We start from the raw sequence: 25,324 nt of genomic DNA, 5'->3' as shown, positions 1-25,324 counted from the left end.
GATGTAAATTGTCTTTATCGGAAAAAATGACTTTTAACATTAAGATTTCCTGAAATAAATCTAGAATTCAATTATCTTTGAAGTTGCGATTTATTCGTCCATAGAAATGAACGCTACAGGCTCATAAACCCAGCCTTGATTATCAAGCTAATTAGGCACGTCTTCATTCAAAAATGCTATATATAGATAATTTAGTCAAAACTATCTGTTTCATAAAGATTGCACTAATTAGCGCTAAACATTTATGTTTAGTGTTGTAGACTCCGGAAAGTCAACTATATACTTTGAAAAAAGGAAAATAAAGCCTTGGACTATAACATAACGAAAAAAGTTATGCACGATACCTTAAAACTCGATGAAATAGTTGAATTTGCTGAAAATCCTGAACCACGTTGCCCTTGTGTGCTGTTGCTGGACACATCTGGCTCAATGCAAGGAGATCCCATAGAGGCTTTAAATCAGGGCTTGCTGAGTTTAAAGGATGAATTAGTGAAAAATTCCTTGGCAGCCAGAAGGGTGGAAGTGGCGATCATCACTTTTGATAGTAATGTCAACATAGTCCAAGACTTTGTGACAGCCGATCAATTTAACCCGCCAATCTTGACAGCACAGGGATTAACGACAATGGGGGCGGGAATTCATAAAGCATTAGACATGGTGCAAGAGCGTAAATCCCTATATCGAGCCAATGGTATTGCTTACTATCGTCCTTGGGTATTCATGATTACAGATGGAGAACCACAGGGTGAATTAGATGATCTCATAGAGCAAGCAGCGCAACGACTGCAAGGAGATGAAGCCAATAAACGAGTCGCATTCTTCACAGTCGGGGTAGAAAACGCTAACATGATGCGCTTAAATCAATTAGCTGTGCGGACTCCGCTCAAACTCAAAGGACTTAACTTTATTGAGATGTTTGTTTGGTTGTCAGCTAGTATGTCAGCAGTTTCCCATTCCCAGGTAGATGAACAGGTAGCACTACCACCCATTGGCTGGGGGACTCTTTAAGAGCTTGAGCGCGGCTTAAACTCACAAAGCTAGCGGACTTGAAAAAATCTATGAACACAACATCAAAACAGATATCTCATTGGCGAGTAGTCGCCGCCTCTGTATGTGGTACCAGCCACATCAGAAACAAGCAACTGTGTCAAGACGCTCACCACTGGCAGCTATTACCAGGTAATGTGTTGGTGACTGCGGCGGCTGATGGTGCAGGTTCTGCCAGCCAGGGAAAAATCGGAGCAATGGTAGCTGTAGAAACAGCAATAGAAACCCTTTCTATTCAAGAAATTACTCCAGACTGCCTTGGAGATGATGCCATTGTACAATCACTATTGAATCAGGCCTTGCTATCTGCGAAAAAAGCCGTAGAGGATGAAGCGGTAGCTTGTAGCAAACAGCCACAAGATTTAGCAACTACCTTAATTATTATGGTTGCCACACCAGATATGGTAGCAGTTGTACAAATTGGTGATGGTTTAGCAGTAGCTAAGGATGATCAGGGTAACTTACTGGCACTGACAATACCTGACAATGGCGAATACATTAACCAGACGACTTTTTTAACTTCCCCTCATGCTTTAGATACAGCACAAATGAGATTATGGCGTGAAACCATAGTTAATGTTGGTGTCCTCACCGATGGACTGCAAATGCTGGCTTTAAACATGGTGGTTGGTGAACCTCACAAACCATTCTTTTTTCCCTTATTCGACTTTGTGGAAAATGCCGAAGATCAGACATTAGCCAAAGAGCAGTTAGTGAGGTTTTTAGGTTCTGAGCGGATTACCCAACGTACTGATGATGATTTGACGCTGATTTTAGCTAGCCTCATCTAGAGTCGTGATTCATTGCGTCTGAATAAGTGAGTGCTTTGAAGCTGGCGATCGCTCACGATCTTTTATCTCAGCAATGTTGTGGTGATCTTGCGATATTAGTCTTTTACATAACCCCATTCACCGTAATTTTATCATGCAGGTCTTACGTTGTCTTCCCAAACCAGAAATTATCAACCTCAGCGTTAGTTTGGGGCGTGGCGGTGAAGCTTGTATCTATGCAGTGCCGTCCTGTGGTGATTTAGTCGCCAAGGTTTATCACAAGCCAACAGTTGCTCACGCCCACAAACTTCAGGCGATGCTGGCCAACCCTCCAGAAAACCCGACGGCTAGCTTGGGGCATATTTCCATTGCTTGGCCGCAGGATTTATTACGGGCGACAGATCAAAGCAATGAAATCATTGGCTTTTTGATGCCCCATATTCGGGGGATGCGCCCCATTATCGACTTTTACAATCCGAGAACCCGTCGCGAACATTGTCCCTTATTCAATTATCAGTATCTGCTTCGCACGGCTCGCAATTTAGCAGCAGCTTTTGCCGCTTTGCATAGTAGTGGATATTGCGTTGGTGACGTGAATGAGTCAAATATTCTGGTCAGCGATACAGCACTGGTGACTTTGGTAGATACTGACTCTTTCCAAGTGTACGATCCTGATCAAAATATTGTTTATCGCTGTTCAGTGGGTAAACCTGAGTTTACTCCACCGGAACTACAAAATAAAACTTTTGCTCAACACGATCGCAAAATTACCCATGACTCCTTTGGCTTGGCGGTGTTGATTTTTCAACTTTTAATGGAAGGTACTCACCCCTTTTCGGGAATCTTTCAAGGTATTCCAGAGCCACCACCCTACGAAGCCCGCATTGCGGCGGGACATTTCACTTACAGTCAAAAGCACCAAGTCCCTTATCGCCCCACCCCCATCGCACCTGCTTGGGAAGTGCTTCATCCCAAGTTGCAAGAATTGTTTTTACGTTGTTTTGAGGATGGTCACCATGACCCAGAACTGCGCCCCAGCGCCCAAACTTGGCTATCAGTTTTAGCTGAAGCCGAAGATAGCCTGATTACTTGTACGACTAATCCCCAGCATCGCTACAATAACCATTTAGATAGTTGTCCTTGGTGTGAACGGACTTTGCGCTTAGGTGGACGTGACCCATTTCCATCACCTAGAGCGGTAGAAAATCGCGAACATCTGCGCCCGCGAGTCGTACCTAAAAGGCGTTACGCCCAGCGTCCACGTTCTCCACAACCAGTTAGTCCGCAGTACCAAGTCAATTATTGGCATCCAGTGGCTATCCCTAGCTATTTTCCGGCTCAAAATCGCAAGAAGACCAAGTTTTATCCTGCTATCTTCTGTTTAATGGGCTTTGGTCTATTGGGCTATCTGGACGTAGCGATTAAATTGACTCGTCCTTATGTTTCTCAAAATGCCTTGACTCAACAAACGGTGATGGCTCGTTCTCAGAAATTAGAGGCAGAAACTCTGACTTTCGCAGATTACTATACCCAGGGTCATGCTGCTTACCAAATTCGAGATTATGAGCAAGCAGTCAAAAAGTTTAGCCAAGCCCTAGAGCAGGAACCGGCAAATGCCAGAGCTTTTGTTAACCGGGGCAATGCTCGCTACAATTTGAGAGATTATGAAGGCGCTCTGCAAGACTATAACAAAGCTTTGGAGATTAACCCTGAAGAAGTCAAAGCTTTTGTCAACCGCGGCAATGCCCGTTATATGATGGCTGAACATAGCCACGATCCTGATCGAGAATATCACATGGCGATCGCAGATTTTAATCAAGCTCTGGGAATCAACGATCAAGAAGCTGAAGCCTATATTAGAAGAGGTATTGTTCGTTCTCAAATAGCTAAATATAGCAGCGAATCTGTACAAGAATATCAACAAGCAATTGTGGATTTTAGCCAGGCGATTCGACTCAATGCATCCAGAGCAGAAGCTTATTTTCAGCGCGGTGAAGTGCGCTATAAAATGGCACAATTTAGCAGCAACTTTCTTCCAGAATATCAACAGGTAATAGCTGACTTTAACCAAGCACTGAAAATAAATGGCAACCTGGCGAAAGTTTATCTCAAGCGAGGGATGATTCGCTACGAACTTACACAATATACTGGAAAAGACTCTGACCCAAATAATCTCAAGGCTATTGAAGATTTAGAAACAGCCGCCAAACTTTCCTTAGAACAAGAGGATACAGAAAGCTACCAGCAAGCACTGAGCAGTATCTGTGTAATCATAGAAAGCCAATGTACTGCGTTATTACAAAGCTCTGCTATGTTGAAATATACAGGTAAAAATTAATTAGAAAGCTAGTAGTCTGAAACCTAGTTTTTGCCTAAATCGTTTTTCTTTTTTGAAATAAAATTTTCATGATAAGGGCTAGCATGAGACTACTCTTATCATGTTTGACTATTTTTACTATATGTAATCGACACAATTATCATTATCCAAATATTCATCTGTATTTTATATATAAAACAAAATCATTTACGGCTTCTTCATCAATTTGTCAAAAATAATAGTTATATTATGTACGGAAAGAAAGACATTAACCAGGCAATTTTTTCTGATCCACGTGCATCCTCTTCATCCCGAAAAATTTAAATAATAATCTGCCTACAAATCTCCAAAAAGGTAATTGTATGAAAGCAGTCATTCTGGCTGGAGGACTCGGTACACGCCTCAGTGAAGAAACGAGTATCAGACCTAAGCCAATGGTGGAAATTGGTGGTAAACCAATTCTTTGGCACATCATGAAGACTTACTCTGCCCACGGTATTAATGATTTTATCATTTGTTGTGGATATAAAGGTTACATCATTAAAGAGTATTTTGCTAATTACTTTTTACATATGTCAGATGTTACCTTTGATATGCGATTCAACCAAATGAATGTGCATTCTGGCTATGCCGAACCCTGGCGCGTCACCTTAGTAAATACGGGTGATTACACAATGACAGGTGGACGCTTAAAACGCATCAGTGATCATGTTGGTAATAGCACATTTTGCTTCACATATGGCGATGGTGTAAGTAACATCAATATTACAGAGTTAATTAAATTTCATCAAGAACAAAAAACCTTAGCGACACTGAGTGCAGTGCAACCCGCAGGACGCTTTGGTGCTATTTCTTTAGGACATGAGCAAACTAAAATCAACAGCTTTCAGGAAAAACCTGAAGGTGATGGCGCATGGATTAATGGCGGTTACTTTGTCTTAGAACCAGAAGCAATTAACTTGATTTCTGATGACTCTACAGTTTGGGAAAAAGAACCATTAGAAAAACTGGCACAGATGGATCAGTTATCTGCTTTTAAACATAATGGTTTTTGGCAGCCGATGGATACTTTACGCGATAAAAACCACCTAGAAGAACTGTGGAAAAGTGGTGATGCTCCTTGGAAAGTGTGGTAACTCTGAATTGCCATATCTGAAGGTGTCATTGATTGGGAATAGGTGGTTGATTTACGCCGTGCTGCATGAGGAGAATTTATCCAATGAAATCAAATTTTTGGGCGGGAAAAAAAGTTTTTGTCACCGGACATACAGGCTTTAAAGGTAGTTGGTTATCTCTGTGGTTACAAATGTTAGGGGCTGAGGTCTGTGGTTACGCTTTAACTCCTCCCACACCTGTGAATTTGTTTGAGTTAGCTCACATTGGTGATGGCATGACATCGGTGGTAGGAGACATCAGAGATTTAGATTTTCTCCAGCAAGTGATGCAAACCTACCAGCCAGATATTGTGATGCATCTGGCCGCTCAGGCGTTGGTGCGGGAATCTTACTACAACCCAGTAGACACCTATGCTGTGAATATCATGGGAACAGTCAACTTATTGGAAGCAGTCAGGAATGTACCCAGCGTCAGAGCAGTAGTTTCAGTCACCTCTGATAAATGTTATGAAAATCGGGAATGGGTTTGGGGCTACCGGGAAACTGATGCTATGGGGGGATATGACCCTTACAGCAGTAGTAAAGGATGTGCTGAATTAGTCACTACAGCTTATCGTCAATCATTTTTCAATCCGGCTGATTACGCACAACATGGGGTAGCTGTAGCCAGTGTTCGAGCTGGAAATGTGATTGGCGGTGGAGATTGGGCTAAAGACCGACTGGTTCCAGATATTCTCAACGCTTGGCTTGCAGGGAAAGAAGTTGTGATTAGAAATCCCCAAGCAGTGCGCCCTTGGCAACACGTTCTGGAACCTCTGAATGGTTACTTAATGCTGGCTGAAAAACTATTTACTCAGGGTTCACTTTATTGTGGAGGCTGGAATTTTGGGCCGAATGAGTCAGGAGTGAAAACTGTAGCTTGGGTAGTTGACCAACTTCAGCAGTTTTGGGGTGATGATGCTCATTGGATTCAGGATGCTGGAGTTCAACCCCATGAAGCCAATTTATTAACCTTGGATTGTGCTAAAGCCCGGACTCAAATTCACTGGAAACCACGATTAGATTTACCCACAGCTTTAGCTTGGATTGTGGATTGGACTAAAGCTTGGCAACAAGGCTGTGATATGCGGCAAAAGAGTCAATCTCAAATTCAGCAGTTTATGCAACTTGCACATTTACAGCAACGAGAAATTTCTTGGCTGGGAGTTGAAGCCGGGGAAAATGTGCCTCAAGTCGCTGAATCAAGAACTTAAAAATAACTGACATACACAATTCAAAACTTAGTTATATATACCATGTTTACTACTCTTGGAGATAAGTTTTTTTCTCTGCAATCAGAGCTAAGTTACAGATCATTATGTTGGCAACATGGAAAAAAATTGCCTGTACTAGCAGCAAGCGATCGCGTAATTCTTGACTCGATTAAACGTGACGGAATTCACATCACAAACCTGACAGAATTAGGATTAACTTCTACCTCAAAACTGTTGAGTTCTGCTTACCGTTTACTGCCAAGTATGGGAACAGCTAACTACAGCAGTTCAACCCAAAATCCGCCAGAAATTTTCATAGTTACGGATTTACCATCATTTTATAACTGGGGAAAGGAACAAAGGCTGTTCAACATTATTGAAAATTACATCGGTCTTCCGGTGGCTTATCATGGTGTACATTTACGTAAAGACTTTGCCAACACAGAGCAGTTTCAGACACTGCTATGGCATAAAGATATAGAAGACCGCCGAATTCTCAAAATTATTATCTACTTAACTGATGTGGAAGAAAAACATGGACCTTTTGAATATGTGCCAATATCTTTAATTTCCAGAGCAAAAGCTTATCGAATTCAACGCAAAATTAAAAACTTAGGCGGAATTGATGATCAAACTCTAAATAAAATTGTCCCAAAATCCGCTTGGAAATCTTGCCCTGGAAAGGCAGGTACAGTTATTTTTGCTGATACAAGACGAATTTTACATCATGGCACTCTCCGCACCGAAGAACGGTCAACGCTATTTTTTGCCTATACTGCCAACCCCGCAAAGCGTCCAGAACTGTGTACTCATTACTGGGATAATACCTATCCCAGACCAACTGTAAACAGAGAATTTGATGAAGATCAACTAGAAACTCTAGAAAAAGTACCAGTAACAACACAATTAAATTAAGTAGATCGGCGTAAATAAAGTTAACTGGCTAGGGTCGTCATTTGTCCTTTGTCATTGGTCATTGGTGAAGGTTTCAGGATGTAATATAGTTTGGTTTATTCCTGCTTACCTACTTAGTTATAACTTCATCTGGTTAAACACTGATAATTTTTTATGATTTTTACCACAACTGCACTCAAAGACGCATTCATTGTTGATGTAGAAAAAAAGCCGGATCATCGGGGATTTTTTGCCCGTGGTTTCTGCGCCCAAGAATTTATGGCTCATGGTTTAAAGCCTACAGTTTCCCAATGTAATATATCTTTTAACTACAAGCAGGGTACTGTACGGGGAATGCATTATCAAGTTTCTCCAGCCGCAGAAACAAAATTGGTGCGTTGTACTAAAGGCGCTATCTATGACGTAATTATTGATATGCGTCCGGAATCGCCAAGTTTTTTATCATATATTGGTGTAGAATTGACCGCAGAAAATCACCGGGCTTTGTATGTCCCAGAAATGTTTGCTCACGGTTATCAAACTCTCACAGATGAGGCTGAGGTCGTTTATCAAGTGGGTGAGTTTTATACACCAGGTTATGAACGAGGATTACTCTATAATGACCCATTTTTTAATATTGAATGGCCTCTAGAAGTAAGTGAAATTTCTGAGAAAGACTTAAGTTGGACTTTGCTGGAAATGATTCCGGTTGGTAGTGCAGATCCTAGATAAACAGTTATCAGTTATCAGTCTATTTACTGTTTTAAAGTTTACTTTGAGCAAATAATTAAGAGAGGAATTTAGCTAATGATTATTATTGATCGTGCCTTAGAAGCCCGCGCCGCAGCCGGAAATCCGGTGAAAGTGGGGATGATTGGTGCTGGTTTTATGGGTCGGGGAATTGCTAATCAAATTATCAATTCAGTTCCGGGAATGGAGTTGGTGGCGATTTTTAGCCGTCAGGTTGATGCAGCTAAACGAGCTTATACAGAAGCGGGACTAGAAAATATTCAAGTTGTAACGAGTGTCACTGAATTAGAAGAGGCGATCGCTCAGGATAAATATGCAGTTACGGAAGATGCTGGATTACTCTGTCAAGCTGAGGGCATTGATGCCATTATTGAAGTCACTGGTGCAGTAGAATTTGGCGCTAGGATCGTCATGGAAGCGATCGCTCATGGCAAACACGTAATTATGATGAATGCCGAACTTGACGCGACTATCGGCCCCATCCTCAATGTGTACGCCAACAAAGCCAAAGTCATTCTCAGCGCCTGTGATGGTGATCAGCCAGGGGTAGAAATGAATCTCTACCGATTTGTCAAAAGTATTGGTCTGACTCCGTTATTGTGCGGTAACATTAAAGGACTTCAAGACCCTTATCGTAATCCTACGACTCAAGAAGGATTTGCTAAACGTTGGGGTCAAAAAGCCCACATGGTGACTAGTTTTGCCGATGGAACCAAAATTTCCTTCGAGCAGGCGATCGTTGCCAACGCCACAGGAATGAAAGTCGCCCAGCGGGGAATGCTCGGCTACAACTTCAGTGGTCATGTTGATCAAATGACCAAAATGTACGACGTTGATCAACTTAAAGAACTCGGTGGTATCGTTGATTATGTAGTTGGCGCTCAACCTAGCCCTGGTGTATTTGTATTTGCCACTCACGACGACCCCAAACAACGCCACTATCTCGATTTGTACAAGTTAGGTGAAGGCCCTTTATATAGCTTCTACACTCCTTATCACCTCTGTCATTTTGAAGTTCCATTATCTGTAGCCCGTGCTGTCCTGTTTCAAGATGCTGTCTTATCTCCACTAGCAGGCCCCGTGGTCGATGTGATCACCACTGCCAAAATTAATCTCAAAGCCGGCGAAACCCTAGATGGTATTGGCTACTATATGACCTACGGTCAATGTGAAAATTCTTCTATTGTGCAAGAGCAAAAATTACTACCAATCGGTTTAGCAGAAGGTTGTCGACTCAAACGAGATATTCCCCAGGATCAAGTCCTGACTTACGATGATGTCGAATTGCCTCAAGGCAGACTTTGCGACCAACTACGCGCTGAACAAAACGTTTATTTTGCATCAGAAAAAGTTCTGGCTACCGTGGGATAAAATCAGTAATTTATATATCACTAGCTTCAATTAAAGCTGTGATCCCCTCAAGCTTCCTGATCAGTAGTTTGAGGGCATCTTCTACAGATACATCAGCTAACTAAACTAGAGAAATAAACCTTTGTAGTCAGGAGTTTAGTCCTAGCAACCGTGATCATCAGCGCTAAAGCACTGACTATAAACACATTTGTAAAATCATTCTTTGTCGCCGATAATTCTGAGCAAATGCTCACGTTTAGCCCCAATAGAAATTCATGTTGTTTAATCATATAGTATTAAAGCTAAACACCTGGATTTAGTGATAAAATTCAATAACAAAGTAAATCAACGCGCTTTTTCTACATTGTCTGGATTGGTAACTAGAGGTAAAAGATATGAGAATGGGCATTTATCGTTCTGAAACCTAAAGTTGTTCAAAGCAACTTGCTGGCAAGTTTTCCGCCAAACTTATGAATAAAATTAGATAAAACTATGAAAATTGCTCTAGTTCATGATTATTTAACCCAGCGCGGTGGAGCAGAGCGCGTATTTGAATTACTTTGTAAGCGTTACCCCGAAGCGGATGTTTTCACTTCTTTGTACAATCCGCAAAAGACTATTGATATGGGTGATCGGATAGTCAAAACTACTTTTTTGCAAAAAATTCCCGGCGCAGCCAAGTATTTTAGATTGATGGCTCCTTTGTATTTTCCTGCCTTTCGGGCGTTGGATCTACAAGATTACGATTTGATTATTAGTAGTAGTACTAGCTTTGCCAAAGCAGTACGCAAACGTCCAGATGCAAAACATATTTGTTTTTGTCATAATGTTACCCGTTTCTTGTGGGATACGGAAACTTATTTAAGGGAGTATGGGGACTATCGATATTTTGCGCCGTTAATTGAACAGATTTTTCAATTGATGCGAAATGTAGATTTAAAATATGCTCAGGAACCTGACCTTTATATTGCTAACTCTAGTGTAGTCGCCCGTCGTATTCAAAAAATTTACCACAAACAAGCAATTGCCATTAACTATCCAATTGATACAAATAATTTTTTGTTTTCAGATATAAAAGATGAATACTATCTGGCTTCGGCGCGGATGATCAGCTATAAGCGGCTAGATATAATCATCGAAGCCTTTAATTGGCTAGGTTGGCAATTATTAATCTCAGGTGATGGGCCAGAACAAGAACGACTCAAAGCCAAAGCCTTAGATAATATTAAGTTTTTAGGACACGTCAGTGATGCTCAACGTAAAGAATTATTTTCTAAAGCCAAGTCTGTGATTGTGGCCGCCTTAGAAGACTATGGATTAGTTCCCGTAGAGGCTAATGCTAGTGGCACACCAGTGATTGCCTACGGAGCCGGTGGAGTATTAGATACACAGATCCACGGTAAAACAGGGGTATTGTTTAACAGACAAACACCAGAATCCATACAATCTGCATTATTAGAGTCCGGAGGAATCACTTGGAATTATGAAAATATTCGTAATCATGCAGTAAACAATTTCTCGGAACCAGTATTTTTTAGCAAGGTTGAGCAACTTATTGAACAAACTTGTAGTATCAATTAATCATTTTTGCCCAGAAGGTGACATTGATCAACCTGGAAACCAAGATGGAGTTTGACTTTTTTAATTACGAATTAGAATTACGTAAAGTCTCTAGCTACGCCACACTATATGAGGATGGCGGTGCGGTAGCTCTAGGGCTATTACGAATTGGTATTAACTCTTTTATCCCCCAGGGGGAAGTCAGCTACGCGTAGCGTCTCGCAGATAAGGATAATAAACATGAATCAAGCTCGTCTTAATCCCGGTATAAATCAGGTTAATAACTCTAATACAGAACCAAGCTACGGACAGCTGTTTAAAATATTTATTCGCAGATTTCCTTGGTTTTTAGCAGTCTTTATGACTTCAGTCACCCTGGCGGCTGTGGTAACTTCTAGGACAAAACCTACCTACAGAAGCTCGATGCAGCTGCTTGTAGAACCTAACTATCAAGGTAGGCAAGAAGGCGCTGGCACAGACAGTCAATTCATCGAGCCTAATATTCAGATAGATACAGCAACCCAGCTAAATCTGATGCAAAGTTCAGGACTCATCCAACAGGCAGTTGACAAACTCCAATCGGATTATCCTGATATCACTGTCAACGAAATTAAAGCATCTTTAGTTCTGAATCAACTCAGATCCCAAGAAGATAATCTGGCTACAAAAATTTTCCAAGTAGACTATACTGCCCAAGATCCAAAAAAAACACAAAATGTTCTAGCGACAATTCAGCAAGTTTATGTGGAATACAACAAACAGCAACAGGATTCGCGGTTACAAAAAGGTTTACAAGTTATTCGGGAACAGTTAAGTAAAGCCAGCGAGGAAGTGAATGCTTCGGAGACTAACCTACAACGATTTCGCCGCAACCAAAATTTAATCGATCCTGAGTCACAAGCTAAAGCCTTAGAAGATTCTTTAAACACTATTGAACAAGAGCGTCGGACTACCCGTTCTCAGTATCAAGAAGCTGTAGCCCGTCAAAAATCTCTGCAAGAACAACTGAAGCGTTCTCCACAAAATGCTCTGGTTGCTTCTCGTCTGAGTCAGTCTACTCGCTACCAAGGTTTACTCAACGAAATTCAAAAAACCGAACTAGCATTAGCTCAAGAACGTTTGCGTTTTACGGATGAAACTCCGAATGTGCAAAAACTCCAAGAACAATTGGAAAGCCAGAAGCAATTATTGCAACAAGAGGTGGGCAGAACTTTAGGCGTACAGTCTAGTGGTGCAACTACTTCCCAAGAACCTCTGTTGGAACAAGGACAATTCGGTGAAATTGACCTCAATCTGGCTAGTCAGCTTGTGGAGACGCAAACAACTATAGTTGCTTTAAGCGCCCGCGATCAAACTTTGGCGGAGAAAGAAAATCAATTGCGTTTTGAAATCAAACGCTTTCCGCCGCTGTTGGCTTATTACAATCGAATTATGCCACAGCTGCAATTTAGCCGTGAAAGGTTAGAGGAGCTATTGCGAGCCGAACAGAAATTGCGCCAAGAACTTGCCAAGGGTGGGTTTAATTGGGAAGTTGTGGAGGAACCACAATTAGGGATGCAATTGGGACCCAATCTCCGGCAGAATCTGTTGTTGGGTGGAGTTGTGGGGTTGATGTTGGGAGGTATTGCTACTTTTATTCGAGAAGCGTCTGATGATGCTGTTCATACTACTGCTGAATTGGAAAAGCAGGTTTCTTTGCCGTTGTTGGGAACTACTCCCAAACTGCCAACTACCAAGAACAGAGAATCAATTATCAAGTTGCCTTTTGGTAAACCAGAAGTTCTTTCTCCCTGGACAATTCAAGTGTTGCAGTCCCCACCACGTTGGGAATCATTGGATTTAATTTTCAAAAATATTGAACTTTTAAATTCTGTTGCCAATTTGAAGTCTCTGATGATTACCTCGGCTTTGCGAGATGAGAGTAAGTCAGCTTTGGCTTTGGGTTTGGCGATGAGTGCGGCTCGTTTACACAAACGGGTACTATTGATTGATGCCAATTTACGAGAACCTAGTCTTCACGAACAGCTGAATCTTCCCAATGAGCAAGGGCTATCTACTCTCCTGGCTAGTGATGTCACTATCCCCAAGCAAATTGGAGTTCCCACTTTAGGTTCAGCGTACATCGATATTTTAACGGCTGGGCCGATACCTGCTGATCCGGCAAATCTGTTGAGTTCACCACGGATGATGCAATTGATGTCGGTATTTGAGGATAATTATGATTTGGTACTCATAGATGCTCCGCCAGTTCTCGGTTTGGTGGATGCTATGCTGACAGCTTCATCTTGTCGGAGTGTGGTGCTGGCGGCAAGTATGAGTAAGGTAACTCGCAGCCAATTAGCCCAAGCTACAGCTATGTTGAGCAGGTTAAACTTGATTGGGGTGGTGGCGAATGGAGTCTCCAACTCTGGCAGTACCTATGTACAGTATCCCAAGCCGTCTCAGTCGTCTCAATTGGCGCTGAAACAGGCGGTAGAAAAATAGCGGATATTTTGGGCGATGCATGGCGGACAAGGGAATAGTCAGCTTCTACTTGTCTCTGTGTGCAAATTTACTAATTGAAAGGTTTTATCTGATGTGCGATCGCCGTGTTTGGTATGCGATCGCACATATGTTTTTTGGAGCCTTTGTTGATCATCTTCAACCGCGATCGCTGGAATTTGAAAACATTCTAGATTCCCCTAAATCCCCGCCTGTTGCTTATGGGGAAATCCCCTAACAGGAGAAGACCGCACTGGCTCCCCTGAAAAAGCCGGGCTGTTTTATTCCCTAATTAAGCAGAATTATGTGGATCAATAAGTGCCTAAAATTACAATTCGCCACTTTTAAAATAACCTCGCATCTCAATTTTTTCGTATATTACTATTACTTCAAACTAAGTATATTTATAACAGCTTTATATTTAACTGGAAAAATGACTGCCTGTTTAAAGACTAAATAAAGAATCTATCGCAGCATATAGTCATTACCCCAAACTCTTATATCCTAGAGATTAAAGCCCCTTCTCAACAGCTAAAAGACAAAGGTAAACTAGATTTTGTAAGATTGATAAAAAATAGGTAGTCGTAACTAAACTTATATCTGAAGTTATCAGACACTTGAGAAATAGGGGAATTTTTTTCTACACTTCCCCATCGTCCCTTAGTTATTCAAGAGAAACCCCCGTTTCACCATCAGCTTTCTCAGTGTCTTTACTGCTACTTGTCTGCTTAGTATCTTTCTTGTTTGTACATCTTTACACCAGCAGAATTTACCCAGATTTGGACTTATCTGGAGTGCAAGTTAAAAGAGCATACTTTTGCACGCAATCACCTACATATTTTTGGAGCAAAACAAAATTCTGTTCGGAGTCTTTGGCATTGATAGCCGTAAATATTAACTCAGCAATTCACTATTGTATAGATCCAAAGACATATGACAATTTCATTAATTACTGCTCTTCATAATTCCTCTGGTGACATCCAGAAACACCACAATAATAACTTTTCCTACTGTACACTCCAATGGCGGCGGGGTCAATTATTGGTGAAATCTTCCCCACAAACTAAACAGCTTCATCTGCCTTCTTTGCATGACGAGCAATTATTAGTAAATTGCTTAAAAAAAACTCTAGTAAATTTGGTGAGTATAGATCCAAATGTTGGTGAAGATTATCTAAAACTTTGGGTTGAAGCCTGTGAACAAGCTCGTAAGCCGATATTTATTCGCCTACCCTCTAGCGAGAAACCAGCCAAACCAGGTAGTGCTGGGCAAAAACTAATTGACTGGATGGCTGCTTTATTTTTGCTACTACTCATGAGTCCAGTGATGCTGGCATTATTTGTGATTTTACAGATTGACTCACCAGGAGCAGTTTTTACCAGTGAGTGGCAGGTTGGAGAACGAGGTAAAGTTTTTCGGGCGATCAAGTTTTGTACAACCGCAAAAGATCATATTACACCTTTAGGTCGTTGGATGCGTAAATACGATTTAGATCATCTACCCCAGTTGTGGAATGTGCTGCGCGGTGAAATGACTTTGATGGGATCTCGTAGTTGCACTTTAGAAAATGCGGTGCGGCTAACTTTGGCGGGAAAACAGCAAATGAATCCACCATCACAGATGACGGATTCATGGGAAGAATCTAGTGTATTACATTTGGATAGCCAAACACTGTGATGTTTTTGGTAACTAAATTCAGTCGCTAAGGTGCGTTAGGTAAAGTGCTATAACGCACCCGGAGAAAGAGCAGGAATTTCTGATATTACCTTAAATAAAAGGGTTATTGAGCATCTCTATGACTTATCTAATTGACCACATTTTTTTTAGAGAAAACTCATGTATACTCAAGCTTCTCAAATAATAGGCGATCGCTTCAAGGCTACTAAATTTTGGCAAAGCAATTATTTAATCATCCGAGAATTTAAATATTTCCCCAAACTGGCAATTTTAGCTTTAGTATTTTCCTTTCTAGCTGCCAGCTTTGAAGGTGTTAGTATTGGGTTTTTGCTTTCATTTCTGCAAAATTTAACTACTCCTGATGCGGCACCAATGCAAACGGGAATTGCCTGGTTTGACACCTGGATTTTAGCGGCTCAGGCTTCGGCAATTAATAGACTATATCGCATCTCTTTACTGATTTTATTGAGTACATGGATTCGGGCTTGTTTCAATTATCTGTCACACGTCTACATAGAAATAACTCAATTATTTCTAGCTGACAGGTTGCGAAAACAAATTTTTGAGCAGTTGCAAGGTTTACCGTTAAGTTACTATGCTAAAACTCGCTCTGGTGAACTAGTTAATACGATTACTACTGAAATTGAAAGGATGAAACAGTGGTTTAGTGGAGCATCATTTTTGATGACCAGAGCCATCACTGCTTTTGTCTACTTTATCTCGATGTGTTTATTATCGTGGCAACTGACTATTATTTCTTTTTTCTTGTTCACCTTGGTAGGAGTAGGATTATCAACACTCAATGCTCGCGCTAGAGAAACCAGTTTTAGTACTTCCATTGCTAATGGAAACTTTACTTCCATAGCGATTGAATTTATTAATGCCATTCGCACAGTTCAGGCATTTTCAACTCAAGAGTTTGAGCGCGCGCGTTTCTATAATGCGAGCAATCAAGTAGTTAGCACTTCCACGAAAGTTATATTAACTTGGGCCCTGGTTAGACCGCTAGCTGAAGCTATAGCTAGTACGATTCTGATTGGGATGATTATTTTTGCCTTTACTGTTTTTGTTGTGAATGGCACTCTACAAGTTGCTTCTCTGCTGACATTTTTCTTTGTGCTTTTCCGGGTTGTGCCAATTGTACAAGATATTAATGGTACTAGAGCGCATCTCAGCACACTCCAAGGAGCGGCAGATAATATTAAGGAACTGATTAGAACTGACAATAAAACCTATTTGCAAAATGGCTATGTCAAATTTACGGGGCTACAATATTCAATTGATTTAGTTTCGGCTGATTTTGGCTATGATGCTCATACTTTAGTGCTAAATAATATTACTCTGAGCATTGAAAAGGGTAAAACTACAGCGTTAGTTGGCGGAACTGGTGCTGGTAAAAGTACATTGATTGATTTAATTCCGCGATTTTATGATCCCATAGAAGGAGATGTTTTGATTGATGGCATGAATATCCGCCAATTTGAGATTAGCTCTTTACGGGAGAAAATCGCTGTTGTCAGTCAGGATACGTTTATTTTCAATACTTCTGTGGGGAATAATATTTCCTACGGTACAGAAGGCGCGACTGATGCTGAAATTCGCCAAGTTGCTCGACTAGCGAATGCACTGGAATTTATTGACGAAATGCCTGAAGGCTTGAATACTCAATTGGGGGATCGGGGTGTGCGATTATCTGGAGGACAACGCCAACGAATTGCGATCGCTCGTGCTTTGCTACGTGACCCCGAAATTCTGATTTTGGACGAAGCCACCAGCGCCCTAGACTCCATGACTGAACGCTTGATTCAGGAATCTATCGAAAAGCTATCTGTAGGTAGAACAGTGATTGCGATCGCTCACCGTCTTTCAACTATCGCCCAAGCTGATAAGGTTGTGGTCTTAGAACAAGGACGCATCGTTGAGCAAGGTAATTATCAAGAATTACTCCAACTTAAAGGCAAACTTTGGGAATATCACAAGACTCAATATGAAATGGGTCAAGCTTGATCAGTTTAGAGATTTTATTGCCTAAATCTTCTCTAAAAACTTTCCGGATTTAATTGTTGTACTTTGCAAACTTAATTGACGGTGAAAAATTAACTTTCTTACCACTTAAAACAATGGTAAATATTAGCTATCATACTGCTCGCTTTCAAGGAAAATTTAACCGCTATTTCTATAAATCAAAAATCGCTCAAACGGTTAAACTGCCCATTAGTACAACTCGAAAAGTTCCTATTAGCGTTTATGCTTTATCTTGTGAACGCGATTTGGCTGAACAAGTGGCAAGTGTTCACTCATTTCTTTGTAATGTTGGTATCCCTGATAAATTTACTATCATTTCTGATGGTAGCTACACTGATTTGAGTTGTCAGTTACTATGCTGCATTCATCCCTGTGTTGAGGTGATACCCATCCACAAATTTCTCAGAAAGGATTTACCTCAATGTGTCTCTGATTATGCTCAAGTGCATCCAATGGGTAAAAAATTATCCGCGTTGATGTCAATTCCTGTTAATGGTGCAACTATCTATACAGACTCAGATATTTTATTCTTCCCAGGGGGTATTGACTTAGTTGAGTTAGCTAATTTAGATAGTCAAGTCTGTCATTATTTACCAGATTGCTCAAATTCACTCGATGGCAGAATCCTTGATGAAGATGGCGAAAAAATCAATCCGGTGAATGCGGGATTTATTTTCTTTAAAAATGAACTAAATTGGGATTTTGCGATCAAACGGTTAGCAAAATTAACGGGAATACCCAGTTATTTTACTGAACAAACAATTGTACATTTGACAATTCACCAGAATCATGGTGTTCCACTATGCTCAGAAAAATATGTGATGAATGTCACTGATCAATTTATTTATCCAGATAAATTTGCTAGTAACAAAATTGCTTTACGCCATTATGTTAGTGATATTCGACACAAGTTTTGGATGAATATCATGAAACCACAGATCAACACCAATAAATCGCCAATTTATCCAATTTATCAGCGCAGACCATCCGGGGTTTAACTACAAATAAGCAAAATCAATATGAGTTATGCGTTGGTTGATAGTAAAATAATTTATCACTGCTCCCGTGCTGATATCACAGGTGGTGGTGGAATTGAAACTTATTTAGCATCTTTGGTAAATTCTCAAATTCCTGGGGTGAGCGATCGCCCGATTGCTTCTTTGGTAAATGTGGAGCAAAAACATTTTAAATTGCTGCACGTTCACGATTTAGATATGCTCGGCGAACTGCGAGAAGAATGTCCGGCAATTTTTACTCTGCATAATAACTCTAGCTACTGTCCTAGTGGCACAAAATATTTAGCAGATCGGGGCAAAGTGTGCGATCGCACGATGAACCCCCTGGGATGTACTTGGGGACATTTGGTAGACGGTTGTGGTAGTCGTCGCCCGGAAAATATTTTGCAGGACTGGAGGAACGCGAATCATCCGCTAGAAATCCTCAAAAAGCTGAAAATTCCGGTGATTGCTAACAGTGATTATGTCCGTCAGCAAATCGTTAGTAATGGTTTATCACCTGAACGAGTGGTGACATTACGGTGTGGTGTACAACCGCCTCAAGGTGACAATGCGCCTCTAAATCGGGAAACCCATCAAAATCAGCGGATTTTGTTCGCTGGTCGGATTGTTCCTTATAAAGGCGTGGAATGGCTGATTAAAGCTTTGGCACTCTGCGATCAAGGCATTCATCTTGACATTGCCGGTGATGGTTGGAATCAGCCCACTATGGAAAAATTAGCACAGAAGATGGGGTTAAGCGATCGCATTACTTGGCATGGCTGGTGTAGTGGCGAAAAACTCGAAGAACTTTATCAACAGTGCTTTGCGGTGGTTTTTCCCAGTCTTTGGCCTGAACCTGCGGGTCTTGTCACTCTCGAAGCCTATGGTCACTATCGACCAATCATTGCTAGTGCAGTGGGAGGTATTCCCGAACACGTCCGACATGGCGAAACAGGTATTTTGGTTCCACCTCACAATATTAAACAATTAGCTACTGCCATCAATGAACTAGGAAGCAACTTTTCCCAAAGCAAATTAATGGGTGAACAAGGTCAGGATTGGTTCCAGCAAGAGTTCACTATTGATGTTCATATTCAGCGTTTAAAAATAATTTACGAAAAAACTATTGCTAAATTTCATGCCAGAGATTGACGCAATTCATAGTAAAATTTCCTGCAATATCCATTCTTTAAACCTCAAAAATCACAATGGAATATCAAAAACCAAAGATTGTAGTAATTACGCCTGTAAAAAATGAAGCTTGGATTTTAGATCGCTTTTTATCCGTCACTAGTGAATTTGCCGACCACATAATTATTGCCGACCAAAATTCCATTGATGGCAGCCAGGATATTTGTCAGAATTATCCCAAAGTTACATTAATTGAAAACAAATCAGAAAAATTCAACGAATCAGATCGGCAGTTATTATTGATTCAGGCAGCTAGAGATTTAGTCCCAGAACATAAAATTATCTTGGCTTTGGATGCTGATGAAATCCTAGCAGCTAATGCCATCCATACTCAAAGCTGGCAAGCAATGCTCAAAGCCAAGCCAGGAACAGTATTATTTTTTGAAAAGCCAGATTTATTTGTCACCACTCATCAATGTCTTAGAACTGGTATTTTGACACCCTTGGGTTATGTCGATGATGGCGCAGAACATCAGCCACAAAAAATTCATAGTGTCAGGATTCCTATGCCTGAATATGCTACCAGATTACATATTCATGACATCAAGGTAATCCACTATGCTGTGACTCGTTTGGATGCACACGCCTCGAAGTTACGTCTGTATAGTGTAATTGAAAATGTATTAGAAGTTGGTCATCCTATAGGCAGGCGATCGCGCTATCCTTCAAAACCCGATTACTTGAGTCTGGGCAAATTAGACACTGCCGCTCAGGAGTGGTTTACAGGCTGGGAAGAACGAGGAATTGATATGCATACAATTATCAAACAAAAGTATTATCACTACGATTTTGAAGTGCTGCGTTATTTTCATAAATACGGCATTCAACGCTTTTGGATGGAAGACATTTGGCAATACGATTGGGAAGCTTGCCGTCAATATGCTCAATCCATAGGGATGAGTAATATCCCTGAGAACAAAATACCCAAACCATCTAAAAGTTTAGATTTCATGAAAATTATCGATGTCACCATGTCGATGAGTACTCATTCTTATAGATATGTTTCTGCCGTTCTCAAACCCGCAATGAAGTTGGGTTAAAACATTAATTGCATACTCATCCCCACAGATAAATATTTGAATATGAATAACAACAATACTGGTGAATTAAAAAACGAGCCTCTGGTGAGTGTGATTATCCCGACTTATAATCGACCGGAATATTTAAAACAGGCGATCGCTAGTGCTGTTAGCCAGACTTATCGAAATATCGAAATTATTGTTTCCGATAACTGTAGTCCAGAAAATCCCCAATCACTTGTCGAATCTTTTGAAGATCCGCGCATTCGCTTTTGGCGACAACCGCAAAATCTAGGGATGATCGCCAATCAGATGCACGGCTTCAAAATGGCAGGTGGTAAATATGTTGCTAGCCTCCACGATGATGATATGTGGAATCGGGACTTTTTAGCCAAACTTGTACCACCCTTAGAAGCAAATGCTGATTTAATTCTGGCTTTCTGTGACCAATATATTATCGATGCAGATAGCAAAATTCAAGATGATAGAACCGAATTAAATACACGCAGTTACAAGCGAGATCAACTTGCAGCAGGAGTTCACCAAACATTTGACAAAATTGGGTTAATAGATAAAAGTATCCCCACTGCTGCCGCTTGTGTAATTCGCAATCATGTGATTAATTGGGATAGTATTCCCGCAGAAATAGGCGGTATGTGGGATTTATATTTAACCTACCTCTGTTGTATATCCGGTTATGGTGCTTATTATCATCCAGAAAAACTCACACTATATCGAGAGCATGAATTGACCGACACGAAGCTTAGTGGGAGTAAAAATGTGCAGACAAAAATCCGCAAAGCCAAAAGTGAAATGTGCTGTTACAAAATCTTTATAGAAGATCCTCGTATACAGGAATTCCAAAGCCACTTTCAAAAAAAATGGTTAGAATCTCATACAACTTTAGGCATTGGTTTACTGCGAAATCAACAGGTAGAATCAGCTCGTTCTTATCTTTGGCAAGCACTGAAGCAGCAAAAATTTAATCTACGAACCATCGTAGCTCTGACTCTCAGCTTTACCCCGAAAATATTAGCTAATCCAGTATTAAGAATCCCAAAATCGAACTAGCTTAGTTTATCAAAAATTAGGCAAATACTCAGATTTATCCGCTTTATTTACACTGCAACATAGCTCATTTAACCAATCTTTTCCTTCTCCTTCTTCATTCTCTGAGTTCTCTGTGCCTCTGCGGTTCGTTCTTCCTAAATTCCCAAACTAATAATTAACAATAGAGGTAATAAATGAAAATTTGCATTGTTACCCACACCGTACAAAAAGGCGATGGTCAAGGTAGAGTTAATTACGAAGTAGCCCAAGAAGCAATTCGTCGCGGTTATCACCTGACATTATTAGCCAGTCATGTAGCATTAGAATTACAACACCACCCCCAAATTAACTGGGTTCCTATCTCTGTTAAAAGATATCCCACCGAATTTATTCGCAACATGATATTTGCCAATAAAAGCACAAATTGGTTGCGGAAACATCGCCCAGAAATTGACATAGTGAAAGTTAATGGGGCAATTACCAATGCCCCTGGAGATGTGAATGCAGTGCATTTTGTGCATAATTCTTGGCTGAAATTCACCTCTAGAAAAACTCAACCGCAGTCACAGAAATTTATATATAACTTTTATCAGTGGTTATACACAACTTTCAATGCACATTGGGAAAAACAAGCTTTTCGTAAAGCGCAAATAGTAGTAGCAGTTTCTGATAAAGTCGCCCAGGATTTACGAGAAATAGGTGTACCGCCAGAATCCATCAAAGTAGTTTTAAACGGCGTTGATTTAGAGGAGTTTTCCCCAGGAGTGAGCCAACGCCAAAAATGGCAACTACCTGAAAGCGTACCCCTAGCACTGTTTGCCGGGGATATTAGACTAGCTCGCAAAAACTTAGATACCGTCTTACAAGCCTTAGTGCAAGTTCCGGAGTTACATCTAGCGGTAGCCGGAAATACTCAAGGAAGTCCCTATCTTCAGCTAGCAGCATCATTGGGATTGCGTGAACGAGTCCATTTTTTGGGACAGAGGTCTGATGTCCCAGAACTGATGAAAGCGGTAGATTTCTTAGTTTTTCCCTCACGTTACGAGCCATTTGGCTTAGTGGTGATTGAAGCGATGGCTTCTGGTTTACCTGTAATTACAGCTAGTTCCACCGGTGCAGCCGATTTGGTCACGCCAGAATCTGGAATAGTTTTGTCGGACTCAGATGATGCTGAAGCTTTGACACAGGCGTTGCGGTTACTAAGTAGCGATCGCACTTTGCGCCAAAACATGGGAAAAGCCGCCCGTTCCATCGCCGAACAACATAGCTGGACGAAAATGGCGCAAACTTATCTGGATCTATTTGAGGAGTTAATTAATCATGAGGAATACAGTTCTCATCCCCACTTATCGCCGTCCTCTGGATCTATCACGTTGCCTTTTGGCACTCCAAGCCCAAACTAAACCGGTTGATCAAGTAATTTTGGTGGTTCGGGATACAGATACAGAAACTTGGGAATTCCTCGCTCAATTCCATCCCCAAAACTTACCACTGCAAACTGTCAAGGTTACAGAAACAGGAGTAGTCGCCGCACTCAATGCCGGATTAGCAGCAGTAGAAGGAGACATTTTTTCGATTACTGATGATGATGCTGCACCCCATCCTGATTGGTTAGAAAGAATCAACGCTCACTTTATTAGTGATAGTAGCATTGGCGGTGTCGGTGGTCGTGATTGGGTACACTACGGCGACAAAATCGCAGACGCTCAAGAGTTGATAGTGGGTAAATTGCAGTGGTTTGGGCGGGTAATTGGCAACCATCATCTCGGAGTAGGAGAAGCCCGCGAAGTTGATGTTCTCAAAGGCGTAAACATGAGTTTTCGGACTCAAGCCATCGGGGAATTACAATTTGATTCACGGATGCGTGGGACGGGAGCGCAGGTACATTTTGAAATGGCATTTACTCTGACTTTAAAGCGGGCTGGTTGGAAGATGATTTATGATCCACAGGTGGCGGTAGATCACTATCCCGCTCAACGTTTTGATGAAGACCAACGCCACAATTTTAATGAAATTGCTTTGATTAATTTAGTTCATAATGAAACTTTGGTTTTATTAGAACATTTGCCGCCATCGCGGCATTTTGTGTTTTGGCTGTGGGCAGTATTCGTGGGAACAAGAGAGAGTTTAGGCTTTATACAATGGCTGCGACTTTTACCCAGTCAAGGTAAAATTGCCGGACAAAAATTAATCGTATCTTGGCGTGGACGTTGGCAAGCACGTAAACAATTCGTAGTTCGTAATTCGTAATTCGTAATTAAGAAAATCTTGTTTTCGGATATCTCATTTAAAATATAGAGTTGGTAGATTTATAGTGATTTCCAAACAAATACATTTCAATGGGTTTTCAGAATCACATTTTTTTCCCGAAGAGCGATCGCTACAAGGTTGGCTGGCTATTTTGGGCTTTGTGCTACTGAATGTAGTTTGTTATTTTGCCGGTGCTGCTGGTTTGTTGCGCTTAGTTTATCCCGTGACAGCTTTGGCGGTAGCGGTATTTTTATACTTACGCCATCCCATTCTCTATATCGGCTTTACTTGGTGGATATGGTTCCTGACACCCTTAGCGGCTCGCTTAGTTGACTATCGAATTGGCTGGGACCCCACCCGTCAGATGCTCGTCGCCCCTTACTTAGTCGTGTTTGTGACTATAGGGACTTTTTTGCGGCACTCTCCTCGCGCTTCAACTCAGGGAGGAATGCCGTTTATTTTGGCGTTTATTGGGGTGTTCTATGGTTTTTTAATGGGTCTGGTATATAATTCACCGGTTCCTGTTGCACGGGGCTTTTTAGATTGGCTGAGTCCCATTATTTTTGCTTTTCACTTGTTTATCAACTGGCGAGATTATCCCAGCTACCGCCAGAATGCTCAACGTATATTTCTCTGGGCTGTGTTAATTTTAGGCATTTATGGTATCTATCAATTTGTGGTCGCACCTGAGTGGGATCGATACTGGCTGATAGAATCCAAAATGTTTACGAGTTCGGGAGATCCTGAACCTTTTGGAATGCGCGTGTGGAGTACTTTACACTCACCGGGACCCTTTGCTTATGTGATGCAAACAGGTCTATTATTATTATTCACCAGTTCGGGAACCTTAATTTTTCCAGCTTCAGCCGTTGGTTATGTGTCGTTTTTGTTGGCACAAGTACGCACCAGTTGGTTGGGTTGGTTGCTAGGAGTCGTAATGATTTTTGGCTCGGTAAAGGCCGGTATTCAAATGCGCTTAATTACCATCATTTTAGTCATGGTGATGTGTGTTGTGCCATTGGCGAATATTGAGCCTATTTCTGGTGTAATTACAGAGCGTTTGGAAAGTTTTTCTAATTTGGAAGACGATACTAGCTTTAAAGATAGATCGGGAAGCTATGACAGAAATTTAAGTTTAGCTCTTTCTAATGTTTTAGGTAATGGGTTAGGAAATATCTGGAAGGTCAATGAAAAGACTGGTCAATTAGAAGTTTTTGTGCTTGACAGTGGGATTTTAGATATGTTTTTTACTCTGGGCTGGTTGGGTGCAATACCTTATCTTGGTGGGTTAATCTTGATCATTTTCAGTGTATTGAAATATGGCGAAGCCCATTTTGATAGTTTTGTCAGCGCCGCTAGGGCTATTGGTTTGAGTACTTGTGTGCAGTTAGTTGGCAATAGTGCAATGCTGAGTATCCCAGGTATGATTCTTTGGGGATTTTTAGCTATGGCTATGGCCGCCCACAAGTACTATCAGCATCAAGGAATCAATAGGTTGAATAGGTGATAAATGTTTGGTGTTCATGCACAAATTTGCCTCTAAATCAGGGAGAATTTAGATATAAGAACCCCACCCC

General features: G+C 41.1%; 21 protein-coding genes. All 21 read left to right on the top strand.

Annotation, left to right across the window (positions count from 1 at the left end; all coding sequences use genetic code 11):
• Window positions 1-333: 333 nt before the first annotated feature.
• The 21 genes from AACX33_RS05965 to AACX33_RS05865 all read left to right on the top strand — a co-directional run bounded on the left by AACX33_RS05965 (window position 334) and on the right by AACX33_RS05865 (window position 25,254).
• Window positions 334-1,008: a vWA domain-containing protein gene (locus tag AACX33_RS05965; protein ID WP_193997085.1), complete on the top strand. Its 675-nt coding sequence runs from the start codon at window positions 334-336 to the stop codon at window positions 1,006-1,008.
• A 50-nt stretch (window positions 1,009-1,058) separates the two neighbouring features.
• The gene (locus AACX33_RS05960; RefSeq protein WP_193997086.1) at window positions 1,059-1,838 is read left to right on the top strand and encodes a PP2C family serine/threonine-protein phosphatase; all 780 of its coding nucleotides are present in this window, start codon (window positions 1,059-1,061) and stop codon (window positions 1,836-1,838) included.
• A 133-nt stretch (window positions 1,839-1,971) separates the two neighbouring features.
• Window positions 1,972-4,155: a tetratricopeptide repeat protein gene (locus AACX33_RS05955; RefSeq protein WP_193997087.1), complete on the top strand. Its 2,184-nt coding sequence runs from the start codon at window positions 1,972-1,974 to the stop codon at window positions 4,153-4,155.
• Between the two features lie 341 nt (window positions 4,156-4,496).
• The gene (rfbF, locus tag AACX33_RS05950) at window positions 4,497-5,270 is read left to right on the top strand and encodes a glucose-1-phosphate cytidylyltransferase (protein ID WP_193997088.1); all 774 of its coding nucleotides are present in this window, start codon (window positions 4,497-4,499) and stop codon (window positions 5,268-5,270) included.
• A gap of 83 nt (window positions 5,271-5,353) precedes the next feature.
• Entirely contained in the window at window positions 5,354-6,502 is a 1,149-nt protein-coding gene (gene rfbG / locus AACX33_RS05945) for a CDP-glucose 4,6-dehydratase (protein WP_193997089.1), read from the top strand.
• A gap of 42 nt (window positions 6,503-6,544) precedes the next feature.
• On the top strand, window positions 6,545-7,417 hold the full coding sequence (locus AACX33_RS05940; protein WP_193997090.1) for a phytanoyl-CoA dioxygenase: 873 nt from the start codon (window positions 6,545-6,547) through the stop codon (window positions 7,415-7,417).
• 153 nt (window positions 7,418-7,570) lie between these two features.
• A complete protein-coding gene (gene rfbC, locus AACX33_RS05935) occupies window positions 7,571-8,128 on the top strand; it encodes a dTDP-4-dehydrorhamnose 3,5-epimerase (protein ID WP_193997091.1) in 558 nt (185 codons plus the stop codon).
• Window positions 8,129-8,203: 75 nt separating this feature from the next.
• Window positions 8,204-9,517 carry an NAD(P)H-dependent oxidoreductase gene (locus AACX33_RS05930; protein WP_193997092.1) on the top strand — a complete coding sequence of 438 codons (1,314 nt, stop codon included), beginning with the start codon at window positions 8,204-8,206 and terminating at the stop codon, window positions 9,515-9,517.
• Between the two features lie 471 nt (window positions 9,518-9,988).
• Window positions 9,989-11,077 carry a glycosyltransferase gene (locus tag AACX33_RS05925; protein ID WP_193997093.1) on the top strand — a complete coding sequence of 363 codons (1,089 nt, stop codon included), beginning with the start codon at window positions 9,989-9,991 and terminating at the stop codon, window positions 11,075-11,077.
• 17 nt (window positions 11,078-11,094) lie between these two features.
• Window positions 11,095-11,271, top strand: coding sequence for a hypothetical protein (locus AACX33_RS05920; protein ID WP_339406195.1), 177 nt, complete (start codon window positions 11,095-11,097; stop codon window positions 11,269-11,271).
• Window positions 11,272-11,296: 25 nt separating this feature from the next.
• A complete protein-coding gene (locus AACX33_RS05915) occupies window positions 11,297-13,540 on the top strand; it encodes a GumC family protein (RefSeq protein WP_193997095.1) in 2,244 nt (747 codons plus the stop codon).
• A gap of 19 nt (window positions 13,541-13,559) precedes the next feature.
• The gene (locus tag AACX33_RS05910) at window positions 13,560-13,775 is read left to right on the top strand and encodes a hypothetical protein (protein ID WP_193997096.1); all 216 of its coding nucleotides are present in this window, start codon (window positions 13,560-13,562) and stop codon (window positions 13,773-13,775) included.
• Between the two features lie 695 nt (window positions 13,776-14,470).
• Window positions 14,471-15,214 (top strand): heterocyst development glycosyltransferase HepC, encoded by a 744-nt coding sequence (hepC, locus tag AACX33_RS05905; RefSeq protein WP_193997097.1) that lies wholly within the window; start codon window positions 14,471-14,473, stop codon window positions 15,212-15,214.
• Window positions 15,215-15,373: 159 nt separating this feature from the next.
• Window positions 15,374-17,221, top strand: coding sequence for a heterocyst formation ABC transporter subunit HepA (gene hepA, locus AACX33_RS05900; protein ID WP_193997098.1), 1,848 nt, complete (start codon window positions 15,374-15,376; stop codon window positions 17,219-17,221).
• Between the two features lie 56 nt (window positions 17,222-17,277).
• Window positions 17,278-18,237 (top strand): hypothetical protein, encoded by a 960-nt coding sequence (locus AACX33_RS05895; RefSeq protein ID WP_339406192.1) that lies wholly within the window; start codon window positions 17,278-17,280, stop codon window positions 18,235-18,237.
• Between the two features lie 21 nt (window positions 18,238-18,258).
• Window positions 18,259-19,389, top strand: coding sequence for a glycosyltransferase family 4 protein (locus AACX33_RS05890; RefSeq protein WP_193997099.1), 1,131 nt, complete (start codon window positions 18,259-18,261; stop codon window positions 19,387-19,389).
• A 56-nt stretch (window positions 19,390-19,445) separates the two neighbouring features.
• Window positions 19,446-20,468 carry a glycosyltransferase family 2 protein gene (locus AACX33_RS05885; RefSeq protein WP_193997100.1) on the top strand — a complete coding sequence of 341 codons (1,023 nt, stop codon included), beginning with the start codon at window positions 19,446-19,448 and terminating at the stop codon, window positions 20,466-20,468.
• A 42-nt stretch (window positions 20,469-20,510) separates the two neighbouring features.
• Window positions 20,511-21,518 (top strand): glycosyltransferase family 2 protein, encoded by a 1,008-nt coding sequence (locus AACX33_RS05880; protein WP_193997101.1) that lies wholly within the window; start codon window positions 20,511-20,513, stop codon window positions 21,516-21,518.
• A gap of 173 nt (window positions 21,519-21,691) precedes the next feature.
• A complete protein-coding gene (locus AACX33_RS05875) occupies window positions 21,692-22,900 on the top strand; it encodes a glycosyltransferase family 4 protein (protein ID WP_193997102.1) in 1,209 nt (402 codons plus the stop codon).
• The gene (locus tag AACX33_RS05870; RefSeq protein WP_193997103.1) at window positions 22,818-23,747 is read left to right on the top strand and encodes a glycosyltransferase family 2 protein; all 930 of its coding nucleotides are present in this window, start codon (window positions 22,818-22,820) and stop codon (window positions 23,745-23,747) included. The genes AACX33_RS05875 and AACX33_RS05870 overlap by 83 nt, the downstream gene beginning before the upstream one ends.
• Before the next feature lie 64 nt (window positions 23,748-23,811).
• Complete coding sequence (locus AACX33_RS05865) at window positions 23,812-25,254, top strand: O-antigen ligase domain-containing protein (RefSeq protein WP_193997104.1); 1,443 nt, start codon at window positions 23,812-23,814, stop codon at window positions 25,252-25,254.
• Window positions 25,255-25,324 lie beyond the last annotated feature (70 nt).

It is taken from the genome of Nodularia sp. LEGE 04288 (assembly GCF_963896525.1).
GTDB lineage: Bacteria > Cyanobacteriota > Cyanobacteriia > Cyanobacteriales > Nostocaceae > Nodularia.
Note: the sequence above shows the minus strand (reverse complement) of the source record. Positions and strands in the feature narration are given on the sequence as shown.

What these genes read in the sequence shown, in the direction of transcription:
- AACX33_RS05965 (WP_193997085.1), top strand. Translation starts at nt 334, where the DNA reads ATGCACGATACCTTAAAACTCGATGAAATAGTTGAATTTGCTGAAAAT.
- AACX33_RS05960 (WP_193997086.1), top strand. Translation starts at nt 1,059, where the DNA reads ATGAACACAACATCAAAACAGATATCTCATTGGCGAGTAGTCGCCGCC.
- AACX33_RS05955 (WP_193997087.1), top strand. Translation starts at nt 1,972, where the DNA reads ATGCAGGTCTTACGTTGTCTTCCCAAACCAGAAATTATCAACCTCAGC.
- rfbF (WP_193997088.1), top strand. Translation starts at nt 4,497, where the DNA reads ATGAAAGCAGTCATTCTGGCTGGAGGACTCGGTACACGCCTCAGTGAA.
- rfbG (WP_193997089.1), top strand. Translation starts at nt 5,354, where the DNA reads ATGAAATCAAATTTTTGGGCGGGAAAAAAAGTTTTTGTCACCGGACAT.
- AACX33_RS05940 (WP_193997090.1), top strand. Translation starts at nt 6,545, where the DNA reads ATGTTTACTACTCTTGGAGATAAGTTTTTTTCTCTGCAATCAGAGCTA.
- rfbC (WP_193997091.1), top strand. Translation starts at nt 7,571, where the DNA reads ATGATTTTTACCACAACTGCACTCAAAGACGCATTCATTGTTGATGTA.
- AACX33_RS05930 (WP_193997092.1), top strand. Translation starts at nt 8,204, where the DNA reads ATGATTATTATTGATCGTGCCTTAGAAGCCCGCGCCGCAGCCGGAAAT.
- AACX33_RS05925 (WP_193997093.1), top strand. Translation starts at nt 9,989, where the DNA reads ATGAAAATTGCTCTAGTTCATGATTATTTAACCCAGCGCGGTGGAGCA.
- AACX33_RS05915 (WP_193997095.1), top strand. Translation starts at nt 11,297, where the DNA reads ATGAATCAAGCTCGTCTTAATCCCGGTATAAATCAGGTTAATAACTCT.
- AACX33_RS05910 (WP_193997096.1), top strand. Translation starts at nt 13,560, where the DNA reads ATGGCGGACAAGGGAATAGTCAGCTTCTACTTGTCTCTGTGTGCAAAT.
- hepC (WP_193997097.1), top strand. Translation starts at nt 14,471, where the DNA reads ATGACAATTTCATTAATTACTGCTCTTCATAATTCCTCTGGTGACATC.
- hepA (WP_193997098.1), top strand. Translation starts at nt 15,374, where the DNA reads ATGTATACTCAAGCTTCTCAAATAATAGGCGATCGCTTCAAGGCTACT.
- AACX33_RS05890 (WP_193997099.1), top strand. Translation starts at nt 18,259, where the DNA reads ATGAGTTATGCGTTGGTTGATAGTAAAATAATTTATCACTGCTCCCGT.
- AACX33_RS05885 (WP_193997100.1), top strand. Translation starts at nt 19,446, where the DNA reads ATGGAATATCAAAAACCAAAGATTGTAGTAATTACGCCTGTAAAAAAT.
- AACX33_RS05880 (WP_193997101.1), top strand. Translation starts at nt 20,511, where the DNA reads ATGAATAACAACAATACTGGTGAATTAAAAAACGAGCCTCTGGTGAGT.
- AACX33_RS05875 (WP_193997102.1), top strand. Translation starts at nt 21,692, where the DNA reads ATGAAAATTTGCATTGTTACCCACACCGTACAAAAAGGCGATGGTCAA.
- AACX33_RS05870 (WP_193997103.1), top strand. Translation starts at nt 22,818, where the DNA reads ATGAGGAATACAGTTCTCATCCCCACTTATCGCCGTCCTCTGGATCTA.